This is a genomic window from Pseudoalteromonas sp. SG43-7, assembly GCF_014164295.1.
Classification (GTDB): domain Bacteria; phylum Pseudomonadota; class Gammaproteobacteria; order Enterobacterales; family Alteromonadaceae; genus Pseudoalteromonas; species Pseudoalteromonas rhizosphaerae.
The window spans coordinates 91,427-111,930 of record NZ_JACJEY010000010.1; the positions used below are offsets into that span (position 1 = coordinate 91,427).

Annotated in this window: 22 protein-coding genes and 1 pseudogene; 9 read left to right on the top strand and 14 right to left on the bottom strand. The window is 38.7% G+C overall.

The annotated features are described in order from the left end of the window. Positions 1 to 37 precede the first annotated feature (37 nt). From qatD to H5200_RS23930, 5 genes are all read right to left on the bottom strand, one after another. Positions 38 to 769: a Qat anti-phage system TatD family nuclease QatD gene (qatD, locus tag H5200_RS06615; RefSeq protein ID WP_008109706.1), complete on the bottom strand. Its 732-nt coding sequence runs from the start codon at positions 767 to 769 to the stop codon at positions 38 to 40. Continuing rightward, positions 766 to 2,100: a Qat anti-phage system QueC-like protein QatC gene (qatC, locus tag H5200_RS06620; protein ID WP_008109704.1), complete on the bottom strand. Its 1,335-nt coding sequence runs from the start codon at positions 2,098 to 2,100 to the stop codon at positions 766 to 768. Before qatC ends, qatD begins: the two co-directional genes overlap by 4 nt. Continuing rightward, on the bottom strand, positions 2,093 to 2,575 hold the full coding sequence (locus H5200_RS23925; protein ID WP_259399183.1) for a hypothetical protein: 483 nt from the start codon (positions 2,573 to 2,575) through the stop codon (positions 2,093 to 2,095). The genes qatC and H5200_RS23925 overlap by 8 nt, the downstream gene beginning before the upstream one ends. A gap of 406 nt (positions 2,576 to 2,981) precedes the next feature. After that, positions 2,982 to 4,742: a P-loop NTPase fold protein gene (locus H5200_RS06630; protein ID WP_024596196.1), complete on the bottom strand. Its 1,761-nt coding sequence runs from the start codon at positions 4,740 to 4,742 to the stop codon at positions 2,982 to 2,984. A gap of 18 nt (positions 4,743 to 4,760) precedes the next feature. After that, positions 4,761 to 5,006: a helix-turn-helix domain-containing protein gene (locus H5200_RS23930; protein ID WP_033103103.1), complete on the bottom strand. Its 246-nt coding sequence runs from the start codon at positions 5,004 to 5,006 to the stop codon at positions 4,761 to 4,763. A gap of 508 nt (positions 5,007 to 5,514) precedes the next feature. Between H5200_RS23930 and H5200_RS06640 the strand changes: the two genes are divergently transcribed. From H5200_RS06640 to H5200_RS06665, 6 genes are all read left to right on the top strand, one after another. Next, positions 5,515 to 6,414 (top strand): cation transporter, encoded by a 900-nt coding sequence (locus tag H5200_RS06640; protein WP_008109692.1) that lies wholly within the window; start codon positions 5,515 to 5,517, stop codon positions 6,412 to 6,414. 99 nt (positions 6,415 to 6,513) lie between these two features. Then, a complete protein-coding gene (locus tag H5200_RS06645; RefSeq protein WP_008109690.1) occupies positions 6,514 to 7,158 on the top strand; it encodes a class I SAM-dependent methyltransferase in 645 nt (214 codons plus the stop codon). 81 nt (positions 7,159 to 7,239) lie between these two features. Further along, positions 7,240 to 7,536 carry a hypothetical protein gene (locus H5200_RS06650; protein WP_223230508.1) on the top strand — a complete coding sequence of 99 codons (297 nt, stop codon included), beginning with the start codon at positions 7,240 to 7,242 and terminating at the stop codon, positions 7,534 to 7,536. A gap of 73 nt (positions 7,537 to 7,609) precedes the next feature. Next, a complete protein-coding gene (locus H5200_RS06655; protein ID WP_008109686.1) occupies positions 7,610 to 8,902 on the top strand; it encodes a TolC family protein in 1,293 nt (430 codons plus the stop codon). 70 nt (positions 8,903 to 8,972) lie between these two features. Further along, the gene (locus H5200_RS06660; protein WP_008109684.1) at positions 8,973 to 9,869 is read left to right on the top strand and encodes an efflux RND transporter periplasmic adaptor subunit; all 897 of its coding nucleotides are present in this window, start codon (positions 8,973 to 8,975) and stop codon (positions 9,867 to 9,869) included. Between the two features lie 10 nt (positions 9,870 to 9,879). After that, positions 9,880 to 13,008 (top strand): efflux RND transporter permease subunit, encoded by a 3,129-nt coding sequence (locus H5200_RS06665; RefSeq protein WP_182761201.1) that lies wholly within the window; start codon positions 9,880 to 9,882, stop codon positions 13,006 to 13,008. A gap of 83 nt (positions 13,009 to 13,091) precedes the next feature. Here the strand turns inward: H5200_RS06665 and H5200_RS06670 are convergent, their stop codons facing one another. Both H5200_RS06670 and H5200_RS06675 read right to left on the bottom strand, forming a co-directional pair. Further along, the gene (locus tag H5200_RS06670) at positions 13,092 to 13,979 is read right to left on the bottom strand and encodes a cation diffusion facilitator family transporter (protein ID WP_008109680.1); all 888 of its coding nucleotides are present in this window, start codon (positions 13,977 to 13,979) and stop codon (positions 13,092 to 13,094) included. Then, positions 13,966 to 14,697, bottom strand: coding sequence for a transglutaminase family protein (locus tag H5200_RS06675; RefSeq protein WP_005245162.1), 732 nt, complete (start codon positions 14,695 to 14,697; stop codon positions 13,966 to 13,968). Before H5200_RS06675 ends, H5200_RS06670 begins: the two co-directional genes overlap by 14 nt. A gap of 79 nt (positions 14,698 to 14,776) precedes the next feature. Here H5200_RS06675 and cadR point away from each other — a divergent pair, with 79 nt between their 5' ends. Beyond that, positions 14,777 to 15,172 carry a Cd(II)/Pb(II)-responsive transcriptional regulator gene (cadR, locus tag H5200_RS06680; RefSeq protein ID WP_016899209.1) on the top strand — a complete coding sequence of 132 codons (396 nt, stop codon included), beginning with the start codon at positions 14,777 to 14,779 and terminating at the stop codon, positions 15,170 to 15,172. A gap of 517 nt (positions 15,173 to 15,689) precedes the next feature. On the opposite strand, the pseudogene H5200_RS23935 reads toward cadR, so the two are convergent. Beyond that, positions 15,690 to 16,052: pseudogene (locus tag H5200_RS23935) on the bottom strand (recombinase family protein). Between the two features lie 433 nt (positions 16,053 to 16,485). Between H5200_RS23935 and H5200_RS06690 the strand changes: the two are divergent. Together H5200_RS06690 and H5200_RS06695 are read left to right on the top strand one after the other, a co-directional pair. Beyond that, positions 16,486 to 17,007 (top strand): DUF305 domain-containing protein, encoded by a 522-nt coding sequence (locus H5200_RS06690; RefSeq protein WP_008109672.1) that lies wholly within the window; start codon positions 16,486 to 16,488, stop codon positions 17,005 to 17,007. A 1-nt stretch (position 17,008) separates the two neighbouring features. Further along, positions 17,009 to 17,740: a MauE/DoxX family redox-associated membrane protein gene (locus H5200_RS06695; RefSeq protein WP_008109669.1), complete on the top strand. Its 732-nt coding sequence runs from the start codon at positions 17,009 to 17,011 to the stop codon at positions 17,738 to 17,740. A 216-nt stretch (positions 17,741 to 17,956) separates the two neighbouring features. Here H5200_RS06695 and H5200_RS06700 read toward each other — a convergent pair whose 3' ends face one another. From H5200_RS06700 to H5200_RS06725, 6 genes are read right to left on the bottom strand one after another with little or no spacing between them, the layout of a single operon-like run. Further along, on the bottom strand, positions 17,957 to 18,307 hold the full coding sequence (locus tag H5200_RS06700) for a hypothetical protein (protein ID WP_004589646.1): 351 nt from the start codon (positions 18,305 to 18,307) through the stop codon (positions 17,957 to 17,959). 50 nt (positions 18,308 to 18,357) lie between these two features. Continuing rightward, positions 18,358 to 18,729 (bottom strand): hypothetical protein, encoded by a 372-nt coding sequence (locus tag H5200_RS06705; protein WP_008467865.1) that lies wholly within the window; start codon positions 18,727 to 18,729, stop codon positions 18,358 to 18,360. 10 nt (positions 18,730 to 18,739) lie between these two features. Continuing rightward, positions 18,740 to 19,162: a hypothetical protein gene (locus H5200_RS06710; RefSeq protein WP_008467863.1), complete on the bottom strand. Its 423-nt coding sequence runs from the start codon at positions 19,160 to 19,162 to the stop codon at positions 18,740 to 18,742. After that, a complete protein-coding gene (locus H5200_RS06715; RefSeq protein ID WP_008467861.1) occupies positions 19,146 to 19,811 on the bottom strand; it encodes an isoprenylcysteine carboxylmethyltransferase family protein in 666 nt (221 codons plus the stop codon). The genes H5200_RS06710 and H5200_RS06715 overlap by 17 nt, the downstream gene beginning before the upstream one ends. Next, positions 19,804 to 20,139 (bottom strand): DUF2933 domain-containing protein, encoded by a 336-nt coding sequence (locus H5200_RS06720; protein WP_008467859.1) that lies wholly within the window; start codon positions 20,137 to 20,139, stop codon positions 19,804 to 19,806. The genes H5200_RS06715 and H5200_RS06720 overlap by 8 nt, the downstream gene beginning before the upstream one ends. Before the next feature lie 9 nt (positions 20,140 to 20,148). Then, positions 20,149 to 20,502: a cupredoxin domain-containing protein gene (locus H5200_RS06725; RefSeq protein WP_004589267.1), complete on the bottom strand. Its 354-nt coding sequence runs from the start codon at positions 20,500 to 20,502 to the stop codon at positions 20,149 to 20,151. Positions 20,503 to 20,504 lie beyond the last annotated feature (2 nt).

Below are 20,504 nucleotides of genomic sequence, written 5' to 3' on the forward strand. Positions count from 1 at the left end.
AATAAAATTGTTATAAGATTACGTGACGTATAATTAGTTACTTGACTGATGTTAAACACCTAAGATTTACTGACAATTTTTCTATTATCAAAGCCTTATTTTTACACCAAATTTCAGCCAGATATTCAGTAACAGTGCCAACACTTGAAGGAAACAGAATATTCCCCGCCACTTTGGCGAAAGGTCCATCAGTTTCGAGTAGAACTCTATCTTGAGGTATCCACGATATTACTTTTTTAGCTCTGGCTGAAGTTAGCATGGCTGGCCCAATAGAGAAGAAACAGCCTAGCTCGACGGCTTCTAGAACTTGCTTCTTAGTACCTAAAAACCAATGAAGAATAGAAGTACCAGCATTGGGATGTAACTTAAGTTGTTCAAGAACTTCACCAGTCGCGTTAAGACTATGGATAGTTAGTATTTTGTCATCAAAGCCTTCACATTTTTTTAGAATATGCGTGAAAACCTCTAATTGATCATCAAAGTAATCAGCGTAACCTTTTGAGCCATCCAGTCCAATTTCTCCAATATATCTAGTTCTATCAACTAGCTTATCGAATAGTGCTAATTCATTTTTTCTTAGATGAGCAAGTTGAGGGTGAAGCCCCAAGGCCGTCTTACAGTGTTTTATGCCACTTGTTAACTGGACAGTACCTTCAAAAGCTGAAGGCACCGTAGTTACTGATAGCACGTAATAATTACTGCTTTTTATGTCGTTCAATACCTCTTGATGATCTGGATATAAATCAACGTGGCAATGAAGATCCATCATGACGATTTATCCGCTTGGAGAAATAATTCAACCTCTGCCAATCCTCGCTTAATAGTTGATTCTAATTTTTCTCGTATATCTTTTTCTTGTGGTATTGGCCCTGAACTTCGAAGCCAAGAACGATAGTTATCGGATTGTTTCAATCTAATAATGGCAGTTTGAACCGCTTGGAGATCATCGCGAGTATCTTTTTCTTTGATAAGATCTCTCAACCGCTTTGTCTTGTATGGCGCATCTTGTGTAAAACCAGCATGAAAAACTGACGCTCTTCGAATAAGGCAAGGTACACAATGCCCACACTGTTTATGTTCTCTGTGCCAATGACTGCATGAAACACTTAGGGGAACTGCTTTTCTAATTGCGTCTTGATCAACACATTCCGCTAACATTTCACCTTTAGTTTTGAATTGATAGGGGTTTACAAATTTGACATGAAACCCAGTGTCTCTAAGCAAAGATTCAAGCCTGCTTAGAAAATTAGGATGAGTAGTTCTAGTGCTATGGCTACCAATCCGTCTTCTGGTAAGCGGCGGATTTATAGAAATATAGCCATTCTCTGGGACGACAATAGTTTCAATACTGCTATCGCAATTAGCATTTCTTAAGGCTGATATACCAAGTACCGCCATAGCTAGGAAGTTAAAGCTTCTTCCCCTCATACTAATGTCAGTTTTACCTTCTAAGTGCTTAATAATATGGGGAGACATTGAATAGGACAATTCGCCGAATGGCGGGGATAATAATTGCTTAATGTCTTCTTGCTTAGCGCCATCACCACGATAAGCGTGACTAACCAAGAGAGGCTTTAAATCTGATTCTCCGTTCAAAATATCAATTGCACCAACTGCGCTATCAAGACCACCAGAAAAAAGGCAAACAGAGTTGAGTCCAATTAATGATTTTGCTTTTGCTTTCGCTTGCTCACTTGTTTTAGGAGTCGGCATCGGCATAGTTGTTTTTTCAAAAGTAAACAGCCATTGATCGCCTGTAAGAAAGTTGAGCAAAGAACTCAGTTCAGGTTCTACAAAATTCCACATATCCTCATCAGTTACAGGAACATGCAAATGCATTTTTCTAGCCCATGCATTTTCTGCATTATCCCTTAATTCAAATGTATCAGCAGCGGTAACGGCGGTAGCAATTGTTATCAGATCTATTGAATCAGCATCTACATTCAATCCTAAATCACGAACTGTTTGTAGTAGTTGTTTTGACACCAAGCTGTGCTTAGTGATGTCATTTTGATGCGTATGAAACATTTGGACAGGATGACAATCATCAGAAAAGTCAGGCAAGTTAGCAGGGTCATGGTTAAAGTAAAAATTAGTCATTAAAGCTCTCCCATTCATCAACCGTCATAGCAATAGCATCGGCTTGAATTTTAGTAATATTTTCTTTGCTAATAGTACTGGGGTTGCCATTAGTTACTTTGTCTAACTGCTCTTGTGTAATCACTTTTATTAGTTCCCTTAATTCAACTTCCATTTGATGATGCTTGCTTGCTGGCTCAACATGAAACCAAGCTCTGCCCATGCCTTCAACCACATCCTGAAAAATAAGGTCTGTTAAATAACAGCCTATGGCTTCTTGGATAACTTCGTCAGTAAAACTGTTTGGGTCAAATTCTTCTGTATCGGGGAGTGCTTCTTCTAGTGCGTAATCCAACGCAACTCTTACAGCATCCGAATCGGCATTATCAGGCGCTAAATGGCTAGCAATTTTGTCGATTGCTTGATCAGTCGATAGCCCAGTTAGATCACCTAATGATAAGCTTTGATTATTAACCGTTACGGTGTCGCCACGCATGACACCAAGCAATCCAGAACCAGCAGTTATGCCGCTTGATAGTCTCCTGCTTGTGCTTTTACCTCCGCCAGAGCCTTTTCTAGAGTAACTTTTTAATGAACGCCTTAGATCTGAGGTTGAGCCACCTGTTTGCGCATATTTACCAAATGCTCTTCTGGCACTGGCAAACCTATTTGGAGGCGGTGTTGCTGTAGGTGAACCACCGATTTCTTGTTGAACCTTGTCATTGTCAATATCATTGCTATTGTCATTCTGATCATCAGCTTGATTATTATCAGAGCCAGCTTGCTCATCCCCATCAGTACCTGATGCAGGTTCTATTGTGACAGGATCTCCTTACTCTGCCCAAGATGGAATAAGTGGACTCTTATTATTTGGTCCTGTTGACGATGCGGACGTACCCATATTACTTAGTTCCCTCTAGTTCTTTTAAAATTGGATTAAGCCATCTTTGGCGGGGCAAGCTTTTTAAAAATGTAAGAAGACTTAAGCTACATTTATCATCCTGCTTGGCAAGTAACACAGCCCCATAAATGCCTGTTGGTCTTTCGGTCCAATCACCAATCAACTTAAAGTTTTCAATCAAACCATCCATGACTGACATGTATTCTTCCTTCGGAGTTGTGGTAATCGCAGTAGAGTTAACGCCACTGACCCTTACCTTTTGCTTCATTAATTCTTCTACGAGTTTTTGAGCGGCTCCAGACATTACCGAATTAACAGCCCCCATTGGAATGCTTTCTCTGCTCAGATATGCCGCTGGTGTCAAATCCATTTCAGTGAACATGGGAGGTAATTTCGACCATTTATCAATAAAAGCTAGGTCGAGTTTCCACTCTTCAGGTAAATTAATTTCGTCAAATTCGACTTCTGAATTTTCAAGATCCGCTAATACTTTTGGATATCCGTTTTCCTTATCAATTAATTCATAAAGCTTGTTGGTAGCCTGAGTGCCTAAGCACCTCTCAAAAATTACCAGCTTAGTGATAGTTTTTTCATCAAGCTGCATTCCTCTGCGATGAGCGGTTTTCTTTCTCATCTTAACCTGATTGAGTAATCGCTTAACTATGCGAGGGTTGCCGTTAATGTTTGTGGATTCAGCTAATAGTGGAGCTAACTGTTCAGCAACCACAAATTTACTTCTGAGTTCGGAATGCTTTTCAATCTCGTGATCTTGAAGTAGCTCGTCAACGGTAATTTGTGGTTGTTTCCACGACAGCCTTAATGACTCTTCAAGGGCACATCTTATCGTTTCTAATTGCGCATCGGTAACGCCGTGATCTTGAGCAGTAAGCATCATTAAATATGCCCTTATCTCCAGAACGCCGGGTCTTGGTACATGCACAGGAATTTGAATAAGCTTGTCTAAATAATCAGTTTGATGTCGTTGAGATGCACCTTTGTGATACTCAGGCACTGCCAAGCGGATCATGTCCTCATCGGCGGCAATAACAAATGCAGTATTGGGTAAAAATAGAAATAACCTGATCGCCTCAAGGGTCGAAATAGCATTAAATGGAGAGCAGCGATCTAAATTATCGACATAGACAATAAGTGGCTTATCAAACTCCTTTAACAGATCAGAATATGCTTTTCGGAATTCTTTAATTTCTTTAGGAGGTGAAAATGATTTATTATCTTTGATCAAACCTTTGTTTTTCTTCGCGACATCCTTAGCGCCATCGACAGCACCTTTTACATCATCAACATCCAGTTCACCATCGTCACCACCACTGAATAGTCCCATGATCTTCTGTATACCACCCATAGTTGGTATACCAGCTAATGCTGCACCACCATCCATTAGCAATCCCATCAGTCTGATCTTATCTATTCGTCCAGCAAACTCTTTTGCTTTTGCACTGAGATTTTTATCGTCTGCTGCTTTTTTAACTAAAGTAGATGCAATTGTTTCTAGTAACGCCGCTTTAGCGTCATCATACCCTTGGAAAGTCCATGCATCGAAATGTACTTGGATATATTCTTGTTCATCACTTTCCAGAGAAGCCTTAGTAAGTTCAAGAATCGTCGATTTTCCAGCGCCCCAATCACCAAAAACGCCTATACTAATAGGCATTAACTCCTTTTCTGTTATAAGATCTTTTATTGACTCAGCCGTTTCATTAAAATTTAAGAAATCAATTTTTGATTCTTTATCAGACCACATAACGTCTCCTTTTATTTATTATTTCTTTTGTTCCATTCTTTCAATAGTTCGGTGAACCGTGGGGCGGCTAACAGAATATTTCTTCGCTAATGCAGAGATCGATTCACCATTTAATTTATCTTTATATAATTCTTTCGCTTGTTTGTCTGATAAAGCAGGCAATCTGCCCATGTGTTTGCCTTTAGCTTTAGCCTCTTCACGACCTTCTGTGGTTCTGGCTTTTATAAGATCCCGCTCAAGTTGAGCGAATATGTGGCTACGCATAATGTTTGAGATTATTTCTCATCAAGCCAGATTGGGTGAGTACTAGGAAATCTTCGTCAGATTTGAGCCTGAAGCAGTCGTAAACGATGGTACAAAATTACTTCAGCTAAAATTCACTTTGATACGAAACCGGACATTAGGCTTAGCGTATCTCATGACAAGTGTTCCAACAATATAGTCGTTGCTCTTACTTTTAAATTTAAATCTTGTTTTAGATCCTCTGTACAATTAGTAACACACCAACGCGACTTTAATGTGGAATTAGGATCATCGGTTAATTTATTCTATCTAGATAGCTCTTCTATTTTTTATCTTTGATAAACATCGGTATAAAACGGGCAGTCCAAATAATGTTAGCAGTGTTTGCTGTCACTACCCCCCAACAATTATTTTCTTGGAATAGCTATTTGAGTTACTTCCCAAACTTTTCATATTGAATAATTTTTATTTGACTCTATAGCCACTATAGATTTTATACTTATTTTAATATTATTACGGAATGTTAAATATGTCAGAAAAATGTAGTGGTCAGTGTCAATCATCTTCTACCAATGAAGATGTAAAAATTGATACACAATTAGATAACTATAGTGGCGCGTTTGTCAGTACATTTAAAGTACCTCAAATGGACTGTCCTTCAGAAGAGAGATTGATTAGGTTAGCACTTGACTCAATTGAGCCTTCAGTTGGGTTGCAATTTGATATTCCTAGCCGTTTAGTCAAGGTTTTTCATGATGAAAATTTAGATGAGATAACAAAAAAATTACAACAACTCAATCTCGGTGCAGAGTTGGCATCAACTAAAGAAAGTTGCAGCACCGAAGCTGCAAAAGCAAAAGATCTAGCCCAAAAAAATGAGATGAAAGAAGCATCAACCCTAAAATGGTTGTTAGCCATTAATGGAGTCATGTTTTTTATAGAAGTAATTGCTGGGTTGATTGCACAGTCTGCTGGCCTAATTGCAGACTCATTAGATATGTTTGCTGATGCTGCTGTGTATGGTTTGGCTATTTATTCGGTAGGTAAAAGTATCAGCATGAAACTTAGAGCGGCACATATATCTGGTGTGCTTCAAGTTATTCTAGCGCTAAGTGCTTTGAGCGAAGTCGTAAGACGCTTTGTTTACGGTAGTGAACCGATCTCTTCTTTAATGATGATATTTGGTGGAATAGCACTAATCGCTAACATTGCTTGTCTATTTTTAATATTTGGTAATAAAGAAGACGGCGCTCATATGAAAGCAAGCTGGATTTTTTCCGCAAATGACGTTATTGCAAATGTTGGGGTAATCTTAGCTGGCTTTTTAGTTACAGTAACAAGCAGCCGTTATCCAGATTTAGTGATTGGTTTGATTATTGCTGTTGTAGTTTTAAACGGTGCTCGCCGTATCTTACAGCTAAAGTATTAAACAAATTCATCATGGCTATTTATTTAAATTTTAAAACCATTAATAGCATCTTTATAGCTAGTTTAAGTCTGCTTCAAACGGCTAAAGGGAAATGAAGTTATGAAAAACAATGCCTACATTCCGCCATTACGATTTCATTGGTTAACTAATTTTTATGACAGCCTCGTTGCTATCACCACGAGAGAAGCATTTTTTAAAAAACTGATTGTAGATAAAGTTGCCAACGTCAAAGGAAACAACCTACTTGATGTTGGATGTGGAACCGGAACGCTAACAAAATTAATAGCTGAAAAATCACCTAAATATACCGTAATAGGCTTAGATGCAGACCAAACCGCTTTAGATATTTCACAGAAAAAAGTTATAGGCAAGGATCTTAATATTTCTTTTAGACAGGGCTTTGGACAAGAAATGCCTTTTAGTGATAATTCCTTTGATATCGTAGTTTCAAGTTTGTTTTTTCATCACTTAAGCCGTTCAACTAAGCGTGCGACATTAACTGAAATTCGTCGGGTACTTAAACCGGGTGGCATTTTATTAATTGCTGACTGGGGAAAGCCGACTTCAATATTTCAACGGATATTGTTCTTTGTCGTTCAGTTATTAGATGGTTTTGAAACTACAAAAGATAATGTAGATGGAGTCCTTCCTTCTTTAGAGGTTGAATCAGGGTTTACTCATGTTTCAGATTTAAACATAGTCCCAACGACTTTGGGAACTATCAGACTGATTGAAGCGAACTAGATAACAATGAACCTAATGCGTCCGTCATATTTTAAACCATATATATCATACGTGATAATGATTTTAATCGCGGTGCAATCTGTGTTTTTTTCGCTAGAAGAGCTTGAAGTAAACTTAATTGAAAGTTCTTTTAATACATCACTAACTGAGTCTATTACCCCGCTAGAATCTCCAGAAACCTCCAATTTATTTGAGGTGAGTAATAGCCAAACTTTAATTGATAATTGTAATTTTTGTTGCTGTTGTCACTTATTTTTAAATGCAGATTATTCTTGTAATATTTTACAAAAAATAGAATATTTCCTTACCTACGCCTTAGTTTCTCCTGAGCTAAAAGGCTATATGTCGGTGCCATTCCGCCCACCTAAATACGCCTAAATTTTATAGAAAATTAAGAAAGGTCAAATGTTAATGACCTAAATATCACATATAAATTTATAGGAAAGTATACATGGCACTTAATACCTGTGAGCATCGCAAGATAGCAATTTTGAGGTGTGTAACACCTCAGCTTAAATATATCGCGTTTCTCGCGTTGTCACTTTTTACATTTAATGTTTATGCCTTTGAAAAGCAGTTAAATCTTCAAGAGGCAATTCAGTGGACGCTTAAACAAAATCCTGAACTCAAAATATTTGATTTCAAACAAACCGCATTAACAGGACAAGAACAAACAGCAAGTTTAAATCCCGCTTATGAACTAGAAGTTGAAGCTGAGAACTTTGCAGGCTCAGGTGAATTTAATGCATTCGACAGTGCTGAATTAACAGTCGCTCTATCTTCGGTTATCGAAATGGGAGATAAACGCTCAGCGCGGATTGGACTTGTTTCAAAATCAAGAGCACTACTCAATGCTGAGAAAGAAGTCTCTGCGCTTAATTTAATGGCTCAAGTCACTGAGAAGTACGTGGAAGTACTTGCAGCCCAACAAAGAGTGATATTGGCAGATAATGCATTGAGCTTAGCACAAGAAACGTTAGAGATTGTATCTCAGCGTAACCGCGCAGGTGCTACTCCTGAGGCTGAAGTGAAACGTTCAAAAGCAGTTATTGCTCAGGCTAACCTCACCCTTCAATCTGAACAAAAGCGCTTGGAATATCTAAAGCTTTCTTTATCAGCTTACTGGGGAGAAACATCAGTGTCATTCTCTAGAGTAACTGGAGATCTGTTTCAGTTTGGCAATGATAGTGATTTTAGTAGTCTCTTTGCGAAATTAGAGAAAAACCCTGCTATTCAAGTTTATGCAAGTGAGCAGCGACTAAAAGAGGCCGAATTACAGTTGGCTAAAACAGAGTCAACGGCCAATATCAAATGGTCTGTTGGTGTTAGGCGCTCTCAAGAAGCCAATGATACGGCACTGGTCGCTGGCTTTAGCTTACCTTTGTTTGCTGAAAAGCGAAATTCTGGTGCAATCGCTAGTGCGCTAGCAGAGCGTGACCAAGTTGCCATAGAGAAAGAGGCGACTAAGTTGAGGTTTAGAAATCACTTACTACGAGCATACTCCAATAGAAAACAAGCCATATTAACAGCTAATTCATTAAAGCAGTCGGTTATCCCAATGCTTGAAGATGCACTGGAAGATACTCAAGACGCCTATCAAAAAGGTCGATATGGATATCTTGATTATGTATCGGCTAGACAAGAGCTGTTAAATGCTCGGCGAACCCTCATTGATGCGGCATCTGCTGCCCTAATTTATGGCGCAGAGATAGAAAAACTAACAAACGAAGCGCTGTCACTCTAAATAAACATCACTTTAAGTTTAATAACAATTTATTGATTCAGTTATTAACTGAATCGTTTAGGAATTCAAAATGAAAAACTATTTACTCGCACTATTGATTTTTATTGGGTATCTATCACCCATTCAAAGTGTTATCGCTAGTGAAGATGAACATGAAGGCGAAGAAGGCATTAGCAAAATAAACAATAACATGGCAAAAAGGCTTGGTGTTGAAACAGCCTATTTAGCTTCAAAAACGTTGAACCAAACTATCCCTGTATACGGCGCTACGACGATAGGCGCTGAACAATTATTTCAAGTTGGCGCTAGATATAACGGCGTTATAAAGACAATTAACTCCACTGTTGGTGATAAGGTAAAAAAAGGAGATCTATTAGCCGTTATTGAATCTAATGAAAGCTTAAATACCTATAAAATAACATCCCCTGTTTCTGGGACTGTTTTACAGCGAAATGGAAATATTGGCGGTATCACGCAAAACACTAGCTTGTTTGAAATCGTCAATTTTGACACCTTGTGGGCTGAATTTAAGGTGTTTACCAGCCAATATAATCAAATCAAAGTCGGTCAACCTGTTGATATTGAGCATGGTGAACAGGCATTCAACTCAACCATCACCAATATAATTCCAGCTAAAGATCAGTCTTATGTTTTAGCACGTGTACGTTTAAATAACACTGAGCTAAACCTAACCTCAGGCCAATTATTAATGGGCAGCGTAAAGATAAACCGATTTGAGGTGGATTTAGCCGTCGAGAAAGTTGCGATACAAGAACTGGGAGGACAATTTGGTGTCTTTGTAAAAGAAGATGAAGAGTACGAGTTTGCGCCACTTGTGCTCGGACGTTCAGACAAAAACTATATCGAGGTCATTGATGGCCTCAGTAAAGACGCTGAATATGTAAACAAAAACAGTTATCTGATAAAAGCGGATATTTTGAAATCTGAAGTAGAAGACGACGATTAGGAGACGCAATATGATTGAATCAATTTTGCGTCTTGCAATAAATAGACGCTATTTAGTATTAAGTCTGCTGATGGTAATCATCGGCGTTGGCATGTGGAGTTATCAAAAACTTCCCATTGATGCTGTTCCAGATATAACAAACGTGCAGGTACAAATAAACACTTCTGCCCCCGGTTATTCACCTTTGGAAGCGGAACAAAGGGTGACCTTTCCTGTAGAAACCGCCTTAGCCGGATTGCCAAAGCTGTCTCACACCCGCTCCCTGTCAAGATATGGATTATCTCAAGTAACCGTTATCTTTGAAGAGGGAACCGATATTTATTTTGCTCGCAACTTAATCAATGCAAGATTAGCTGCGATAAAAGGCGTTATTCCCTCTGGCTTAGAGCCAGAAATGGGTCCTATTTCGACAGGGCTTGGCGAAATATTTATGTATACCGTACAAGCTTCTCCTGACGCTAAAATGCCTAATGGAGAGCCTTATACCGCTATTGCCTTAAGAGAAATACAAGACTGGATCATTAAACCGCAATTGGCTCAAGTTAAAGGCGTCATTGAGGTCAACAGTATCGGCGGCTACAACAAGCAATATCACATAACGCCTAAACCCGAAAAATTACTTTTTCATCAGGTAACCTTTGAAGAAATATCTGATGCATTACGTAAAAACAATGACAACCGTGGCGCAGGTTATATCGAACAAAACGGACAGCAAGTTTTAGTTCGCTCCATTGGGCAACTAGCGACAATAGATGAGATCCTCAATGTCATCATCAAAAAGAACGATGGTATTCCTGTAAAAATAAGTGATGTTGCCAATGTTGCTATAGGCAAAGAACTTAGAACAGGGGCTGCTACTCGTAATGGCATTGAGACAGTGCTTGGTACAACCATGATGCTGATTGGTGAGAATTCTCGCACCGTTGCTTTAGAAGTGGAACATAAGCTCAGCGAAATACAAAAATCTCTGCCAAAGGGCATTACCGCAGAGCCTGTTTACGACAGAACAACGTTAGTAGATAAAGCGATTGCAACCGTTACCAAAAACCTCGTTGAAGGTGCGCTTTTAGTTGTTGTTGTGTTATTTATTCTACTTGGAAATTTACGTGCAGCTCTCATTACCGCTGCTGTTATCCCTATTTCCATGTTAATGACAATCACAGGTATGGTGCAAGCAGGAGTATCTGCCAATTTAATGAGTCTCGGCGCATTGGACTTTGGCTTGATAGTGGACGGGGCTGTAATCATCGTTGAAAACTCTGTCCGTAGGTTAGCACAGGCCCAACACAACGGTCATAGGCAAGACTTAAGAGAACGCCTAAATACCGTTTTTGAAGCCACTTCAGAAGTGATACGTCCAAGCTTGTTTGGTGTGGCAATTATCACTGTTGTTTACATCCCCATTTTCACGCTAACTGGCGTTGAAGGGAAAATGTTCCACCCTATGGCGGCAACTGTCGTTATGGCGTTAATTTCCGCAATGATCCTTTCAGTTACACTGGTTCCTGCTGCTGTAGCTGTGTTTATGAAAGGTAAAATCAGCGAAAAAGAAAGTGTAGTTATTCGTTCAACCAAGTCTATTTATGAACCATTGTTAAAAATGGCGATGAAATTTCGTTGGATTATTGTTTCATTCTCAACGCTGTTAATGGGGTATAGCCTTTGGTTAGCAACTACGCTTGGGACAGAATTTGTTCCTCAATTAAATGAAGGTGATATTGCACTACAGGCATTAAGAATTCCATCGACTGGCCTAGAGCAATCAGTAGAAATGCAAGAAGTACTTGAGCAACGTATTAAAGCGTTTCCTGAAGTTGATAAAGTATTCTCGCGCATCGGCACACCAGAAGTAGCAACTGACCCAATGCCACCGAGTATTGCTGATATCTTTGTTATTTTAAAACCACGTAAAGATTGGGCCGAACCTTCAAAGCCAAAGAGTGAATTAGTTGAAGAAATGGAAGAGGTACTGAAAAACATTCCGGGCAACAACTATGAATTCACTCAGCCTATTCAAATGCGTTTCAATGAATTGATTTCTGGCGTTAGAGCTGATGTCGGCATCAAAATATTTGGTGATGATTTGGATCGGTTATTACTCACCGCAAAAGATATTCTAAATATAGTGAAAACCGTGGACGGTGCTGCTGATGCCCGAATGGAACAGGTCACAGGTGTTCCATCTTTATCAGTAATTCCTAAACGAGAAGCGCTTGGTAGGTATGGTTTGAGCGTTACCGAACTGCAAGACTGGGTTGCTACTGCAATTGGCGGTGAATCTGCGGGGATCATTTATGAAGGAGACAGACGATTTGAGTTAGTTGTTCGTCTACCGGAGCAAATAAGAACGGATATCGATAGCTTGAAGCATCTGCCGCTTCCACTTGAGAATGGTAACTATGTGCCACTTGAAGAAGTTGCAGAGCTTAAATCTGAGTCTTTACCTGCTCAAATTAGCCGTGAGAGAGGTAAAAGAAGAGTTGTGGTTACCGTCAATGTTCGTGGTAGAGATTTAGGCGGTTTTGTCAAAGAAGTGAAAGCTAAAATTAATCAGGAAGGAGAAATTCCAGCAGGATACTGGCTTGATTATGGCGGAACCTTTGAACAGCTAGAGTCAGCGAGTAAAAGATTAAGCTTAGTTGTGCCGATCACACTAATTGTTATCTTAGGTATTTTGGTTATTGCATTTGGTTCATTAAAAGATGCATTGATCATTTTCAGTGGTGTACCGTTAGCATTAACTGGGGGCGTAATTTCTCTTTATTTAAGAGACATGCCTTTATCTATTTCGGCAGGTGTCGGCTTCATAGCATTGTCAGGTGTTGCCGTATTAAATGGCTTGGTTATGTTGGCTTTTATTCGAGATCTTTGGCATGAAAAAGGCGACCTTTACGTAGCGATCATTGAAGGTGCCATCATTCGTTTAAGACCTATTTTAATGACGGCACTGGTCGCAAGTTTAGGTTTTATTCCAATGGCGTTAAACACTGGAATTGGTGCAGAAGTGCAACGACCACTAGCAACAGTTGTTATCGGCGGTATTGTATCTTCTACAATTTTAACTTTGTTTGTATTGCCTATTTTATATCAATGGGCGCATGGCGCTGAGAGTAGTAAACAGCAATCTGACGAAATTTAAAAACAAAAAAGCAGCTTAATTACTAGGTTATGCCTAATTAAGCTGCTTTTTATATTGTATGCCCAACATTTTATTGATAAAGCTTACTGCGCTTCATCCCGACAATTTTCATTTAAAAACTCAAACTCTATCGTTGTATGCGATAAATGATAGGAAGATAATTTAGCTGCAACTTCTTGTTTAAGCCTAATTAATTCTTTAACGTCAAAGTTGTCACTCAGCTCAAGGTGCGCTGTTAAAACGTGACTTTCACCATCTAGTGACCAAAAGTGCATGTGGTGGATACCATTAACTTCAGGAAATTCCATTAGTGATAGTTTAATACGCTTTTGAGTCTCTTTATCGGGTGCAGCTTGAAGAAATAAAACGAGTGTTGATTTCAGGTTTTTGAAAACATTAAACAAGATGAACAGCGTGAACCCTATTGATAAAAGGGGATCTAATATCGGCAGTTCAGCGAACAACAGTACGATAGAGACTATAAGAACGGCAACCCATCCAAGTACATCTTCAAGAAGGTGCCATGTCAGCACTTTCTCATTTAATGTTTCACCCGCTTTTAATTTTAATACAGCATATCCGTTAACGGCAACGCCGAGTATCGCTAGCCCTAACATCCCCTCGACTACAGGCATTTCAGGATTGGACAGCCTTGGAATTGCTTCAAATAAAATCCAAATTGAGCCAATGATTAAAACAATACTGTTTATCAATGCGCCAAAGAGAGTAAGTCTACGATAACCATAACTAAACCTATCTGATGCTTCTTTATTTGAAAAACGACTCAATAACCAAGCAAACCCTATAGACAGGCTATCACCCAAATCATGAACTGCATCTGCCATTATCGCCGTACTGTTAGTGAGCCAACCACCTATAAATTCGATAATAGTGAATGTCACATTAAGGAAAAATGCCCAACCAATACGGTCATCTTTACCATGTTGATGACTATGATTATGGTTGTGCATTTTGTACCTCTAGTACTTTTCTATTTCTTAGTTTTGATACATTCATATTAATCAAGTGACGTATCAAGCGTTGATATATCCAGCGTTTGAACCCCGACAAGTTAGTCCCTTTTTCGAGATAGAACTCATCAGGGGAATCATAAAGCCCAAAGTCATCATGAATACCTTCTTTTTGAATATAGGTATTTTCTCCACGCCAATCTGTATCTGGTGATGAAAAGCACTTTGTTGCAACACCATAACCACAAAAATCATCTTTTACTTGGTCAAATTTCTCCTGTAGAGAGCTTAAGTATTGCTCATCCAATATAAAGCCCTCTAAGTTTATCCAACGCCCTTCAAAGTAAACTTCTACCCAACTATGAATGATGTATTTAGGTGCTAACCAAAATACATAGCTTGGGATAGCACCTTTTTGTAGTTGCTGGTCTATGGTAAACCCATGAAATCGGCATTGAATGCCTAGTCCACGCAATAGTGCCATTAACAGATTACCCTTAGTATTACATTGTCCATAACCATCTGCTAGCACATCGCTTGCTGCAATATCATCGCTTTCATTATAACCAAAGAAAATCTCATCTTTTACAAACTGATAAGCGGCACCAATTTTGTTGAAGTTATCCAAGTTTTTCCACCTACGTTGATCGATCAAGGATTGGATATCTTTGTGTTCAAAATTAACGATATTCGTATTGTTTAAATATTTCTCAGTCATTTTTTATATATCCTTTTCGTTGCATACTTATACTATAGACTCTATAGTAACTATAGAGTCAAATGTCTGGGGGAAATTGATGAAAATAGGCGAATTGTCTAAAAAATCGGGCTGTTCAATACAAACGATTAGATATTATGAAAGAGAAGGATTACTGTTAAATCCAAACCGTTCAGAAGGTAATTTCAGGCTGTATGATAGTAAAGCACTTAAACAATTGGAGTTCGTAAAACATTGTCGCAGCCTAGATATATCACTCAATGATATTAAACGTCTTATCGAATTAAAAAATAAGCCAGAAGAAAGCTGCTCTAGCGTTAATGCATTAATTGATCAGCAACTTGCACTAGTGAATAAACGCATGAAAGAATTAAGGGCGCTTAAAGCTGAATTACAACAGATGGCTAGTGCTTGTGGTTCGAACAATACTATTGAAGCATGCGGGATCATTAAGTCACTAGATAAACTCTGTTAGAGGCATACGGGCAGAATATAGAACATTAATCGACTATTGCATGTCCTAAATGTGGACAGATAAAAACGGAAGAAATGCTGACAAATTCATGTCAGCGGTATCACAAGTATGAGTCACACAAGGTTTTGCCAAACTATTGAATGGTGACTGGTGTGTTTACTTCTCATATGGAACAGCAAAATTCCGCCAATTCTAGAACGACAAAATTAGTTGCAGCCGTTAATGCACTAGAGTGTTTAAATTGAAGTTTATTATTGACTCTTCAACGTCTGCTTTACACTCTGAATTTTCGTTAATAACTCAAAAGCTAACTTCCGCTTTTGGCTAAGTGAAATCATAAGGTATTCATTGATGCTAATGTCCGCAATGTCGGAGGAGCTGCCGTTAGCAAATAGCATCAAATTATCGTAATATAACTGATTGAGTCTCAGATATTATGATTAAAAAATCATACTTTCATAAAAAGAGAGATTGGCGGCATCCCTTTAAAACCTTTCAGTCTAAAATGAGATCAATCTCAATCATTATGCACAGTCACAAATACTCCACATAGGTTGATCATGGCAGTGGCAAACGGATTATCATTTTTGGTATTGAGAGAGCCGTCGATAATATTCAAACAAGCACCTTTCTTATGGATGCTTTCAATTGCCTCAAGAATAGATTTTAACGACCGTCCCAAACGGTCGAGGCGAGTAACAATAACTTCATCACCTTCCCTGATAAAGTCGATGAGTTCCTAAAGCTTTTCTTCATTTCGAATCGAAGCACCAGACTGTTTGCCTTGGAATATTTTTTCACAGCCCTGAGCGTCCAACTTGGACAGTTGAACATTTAAATCTTGTTCTTTAGTTGAAACTCTTGCAAAACCAACTTTCATATATACGAAACCTGTAACTTTCGCACACCTTAACAATTAAATGAACGAAAGTATATTAAATAAATTTCGTACATGAACGTAATAAAAAATAGAAATTCGTACACTACGGATAGAAAATGAATGACAATTCTAACTATAAAGTGACTTAATTATTTCACACGCTTCACTTGTACACGAGCTTGCCATTTGTTGAAGCTCAGCTTGTAGTGCTTTGAGTTCTCCCATTAGATTGTTAACTAAAGCCAATTTAGCCTGTGTCTATCATAAGTTCAAAACTTAAACTTTAGATATAAGCTGAAATTGAGTCAATCGTATTACAAATACTCTTATTGATACTGGCTCATTACTTGCACTTTTTCGAGAACATGACCACATGTAGAGAATAATAGGCTAACAGTGGGAAATATTTACACTATCAATGTAAGGATTACTTATGAAATACTCAAGATTTGCTGCAATGATCATCACCTCAACCATTGCTATGTTTGTCATGATGTATCTCAACACTTACGCAGTATCACATATATGGTTTAGTGAAACGCGTATCTATATGGCGTTGTATATGGGAGCAGGTATGGCAATGATCATGCTGGCCTTTATGCTTGGCATGTACAGTAACAAGAAGCTCAACATGGCTATTTTTCTATTGGCGACAATACTGTTTGCCATATGTCTTTATCTTGTTCGCTCTCAAAGCACAATTTCTGACACTGCTTACATGAAAGCGATGATTCCTCATCACTCCATTGCTATTCTTACTAGTGAGCATTCAACTTTGGAGGATGTACGCGTGCGTGAATTGGCAAATGGTATTATTAAAGCCCAACGAAAAGAAATAAAAGAAATGGAATGGCTGATTAAAGATATTTCTGAAAATGGAAAGGTCAGCTCACAAGCTCAGGCTGAGCAACGACCGCTCCCAAAGTTTGAAGGCACACTGAACAAAGGAGACTAAGATGACTAAGACAGCTACCCTGTACAGAATGGTCACTGACGAACATATCTGCCCCTATGGTTTAAGGTCGAAAGATTTGCTGGAGAGGCAAGGGTATGATGTAGAAGATCATAAGCTCACGTCAAGACAACAAGCTGATGACTTCAAAGCTAAGCATGATGTCAAAACTACGCCACAAACCTTTATTGAAGGAAAGCGTGTCGGAGGATACGATGACTTAAGAGAGTATTTTGGTAAAGATGAAGCAGGTCAAACTGGCACAACCTACACGCCCGTTGTAGCCATTTTCTCGATAGCTGCACTTCTTGCTGTCGCATCTCAACATTTTGCTTCCGGCTCATTTATCTCCATCAGAACACTGATGCTATTTATAGCTTTTTCAATGACGCTCTTAGCGGTGCAAAAACTGAAAGACCTATACAGTTTCACAAATTCGTTTATTACTTATGATTTACTAGCGATGAGATGGATAAGATATGGTTATATTTATCCCTTCATTGAAGCATATGCAGGTATTGGTATGGTTGCCCAACTACAGCCTCTCGCAGTGGCACCATTTTCATTGTTTATCGGCACAGTTGGAGCAATTTCAGTTTTCAAAGCCGTTTACATCGACAAACGCCAGTTAAAGTGTGCCTGTGTAGGCGGCGATAGCAGTGTGCCACTTGGATTTGTATCGCTATCTGAAAACTTATTTATGATCGCGGGAGCATTGATTATGCTGCTGATGTAAAGGTATAGCTCTATTCGGCGGCCCCTTAACTGTTAATATTAGACCTAGGATGCCAGCCCACACCTTTCTAATTCATATGTAACATTTTTTCTGTCGTGCTGGCATCAAGATAACCAGAACTGAGCAAACAATCTCAAAGGTTGTACAAAATAACACTAAAGTTTTTTCATTAAGTTTTATTGTTATGCTCTTGTGGTGGCTTTCGCCACCACTTTATTAGTTTTCAAGTTCCACCATATCTTTCGCTGCAATGTCACCAGACACTAGCTTTACAGTTGCGAAATGATCATTCACAATTTTAGTAATTTGTACCGTTCCTACCTTTTCGATAGTGTAGGGATCTTCACCTTCACTCAATACTATTCTTTCATGGAATCTAATAACACTGTATTTTTGCCCAACCTCTGCGCCATGCTTAGCACCAATACAGATTAGAGTTCGATTATCAGAACTTTCTACTACCTGACCTCTCATCATGTATTTATGATAAAAAGTGGTATTGGAACAACCCACTAAATATAAACCGAATGTAAGCAATAAAAGAGCTTTTATATAGGGTGTTTTCATCACTGTTACCTCATTTGACTAACTAATTATCTATACACTTTTTTATGAATTCATTTGTTTTTCCGGCCAGCCCCCGAAGGTGCTTGATGACAACTCCAAGGCTTATGAACAGAGTTATCTTTGATGTTCTGATCAACAAATTTATAGTAACTTTCTTTAGTATGTGTCCACCAATCATCATGAACATCTGCGCCATACTTACGGATTACCTCCTCAATCCCATCAAGGCTTACGTTTGCGGCATCATAGGCAAGGTGTATTTCACCTTCTTTGATGTTGTAACTAACTTCATCTATACCAAAAAGCTGATCTATTTCTTTTACTAACTCGTCACAGCTTTCTTCTGTGACATTGCTAAGCTTTAGGTTTCGAACAACTAAATTTTGCTCTTTAACGCCAACTCTATGATTTAAATCGCTCATAATTTTTCTCCTAATGTTTGTGTGAATGCTGTTGATTGCTATCTTTCATTTCTTCCATTTTACGGTTCATCTGCGGCATCATGTTCCCCATCATTTCTAAATGATGTTCAGCCATCTTGATTTGTTGATGCATTGGCATTTCTTCCATGTTTTTGTGCATGGATTGCATCATCTTCATCATTGAACGGTGATGTTCAACCATCATCTGCTGTTGCTTTTCAGGATCTTTTTCAGTTTTAATGGCATGGACTTCCTTTTTCATTTCCATCATCTTTTTGTGCATTTCTCCCATGTTCTCATGTGGTATTGCCATGCCTTGATGCATATCAGCTTTGTTCGCACCTTCATGCTTATGCTCATTGTTTTGGGCAAATGAGCTAGTGGTTATAAGTAGTGAACTAATAAATAAAATTGATTTAGTTAACGTTTTCATGATTTTTACCTTCTACACTTTTATTAAAATTTGGGATCCAACTTGGTGTCGATTCCATATACCTGTGGTACTCCGAACCAAACTCAGCAATCGCTTGTGCTTCTTCGCGTTTCGCTAGCTTGACGTAAACAACGACTAAGATCGGAAACATCGCAAGTGTTGGGATTGTCGGCCACTGCAATAAAAAGCCGAACATGATTAGAATGAAAGCTACATACTGTGGGTGGCGACACCTTGCATACCATCCAGTTGTAGCCAATTGATGATGTTTTTGCGCGTGATGCAATACATTCCATGCTGAAGACAACATAAAGAAACCTGCAACAATTAACACCATACTCACTATATGAAATGGGTCCCAATGGGCATCACCTTGAAATCCAAAGAAAGTATGTAATAAATGCCCATTTTCATGCGCAAAGAAATTTACTTCTGGATAGGTCTCCGTCAGCCACCCCGACAGAAAATAGATAGTTAAAGGAAAGCCATACATTTCAGTAAATAGGGCAACAATAAAGGCAGAGAACGCGCTTAGACTTCTCCAATCAGTTGATGTTTTTGGTTTGACAAAACTAAAGGCAAAAAAGATAAAAATTGCTGAGTTCAGTATCACCATTGACCATAAGCCATAATCATATGTTTCATTCATCACTGCTCTCCTTTTTATGTGATTCCTTACGTGCCTTTTCTAACCCTTGTATGTAGCCATCGCGATAGGCTGCATTTTTATCCGTGAGTTCTTGAAAGCTCTCTTCCTTTTTTTCATCAGGCGCATGTGAATGATCGTGACCATGTTTACCATGACTGCCATGCATAAATACGTGCATCAAGGGGCATAGCAATAAAATCAAGTAGGGAAGAAATTGCAGCATATGTTGACCATGCTCAAGCACTAAGAAGTAGGTCACTGCGGCAATAAGTGCCAGTGCAGCCCAGCCTGTAGGTGTTGACCAAAAATTAGGGTGTTGATTTTTCATATTGCCCTCCTAAACGACTTTTAAGACACCGCGATACATTTGCATCTGACAGTGAAACTCATGCTCTCCCGGTGATAAGTTCAATAGGGTAATTTGAGTAATTTCATTTAATTTAAGCTGTTCGCTTATATCCAATGAAGGAATAAGCATTGTTTCAGCGCAGGGGGATTGATCTTTGCGCATAAACTTCAGAGTGACAGGTTGGCTAGCAGACACCTGAATTGAGGATGGGGAATACACACCATCCCTCACTTCAATGAGTACTTCATTACCTTGAACGATTGTTTTATTGGGTTTATATAGCCAAAACCACCAAACAATCAGCGCGATTAACATTAAGCCTAATAAGTTAATAACCATCATTG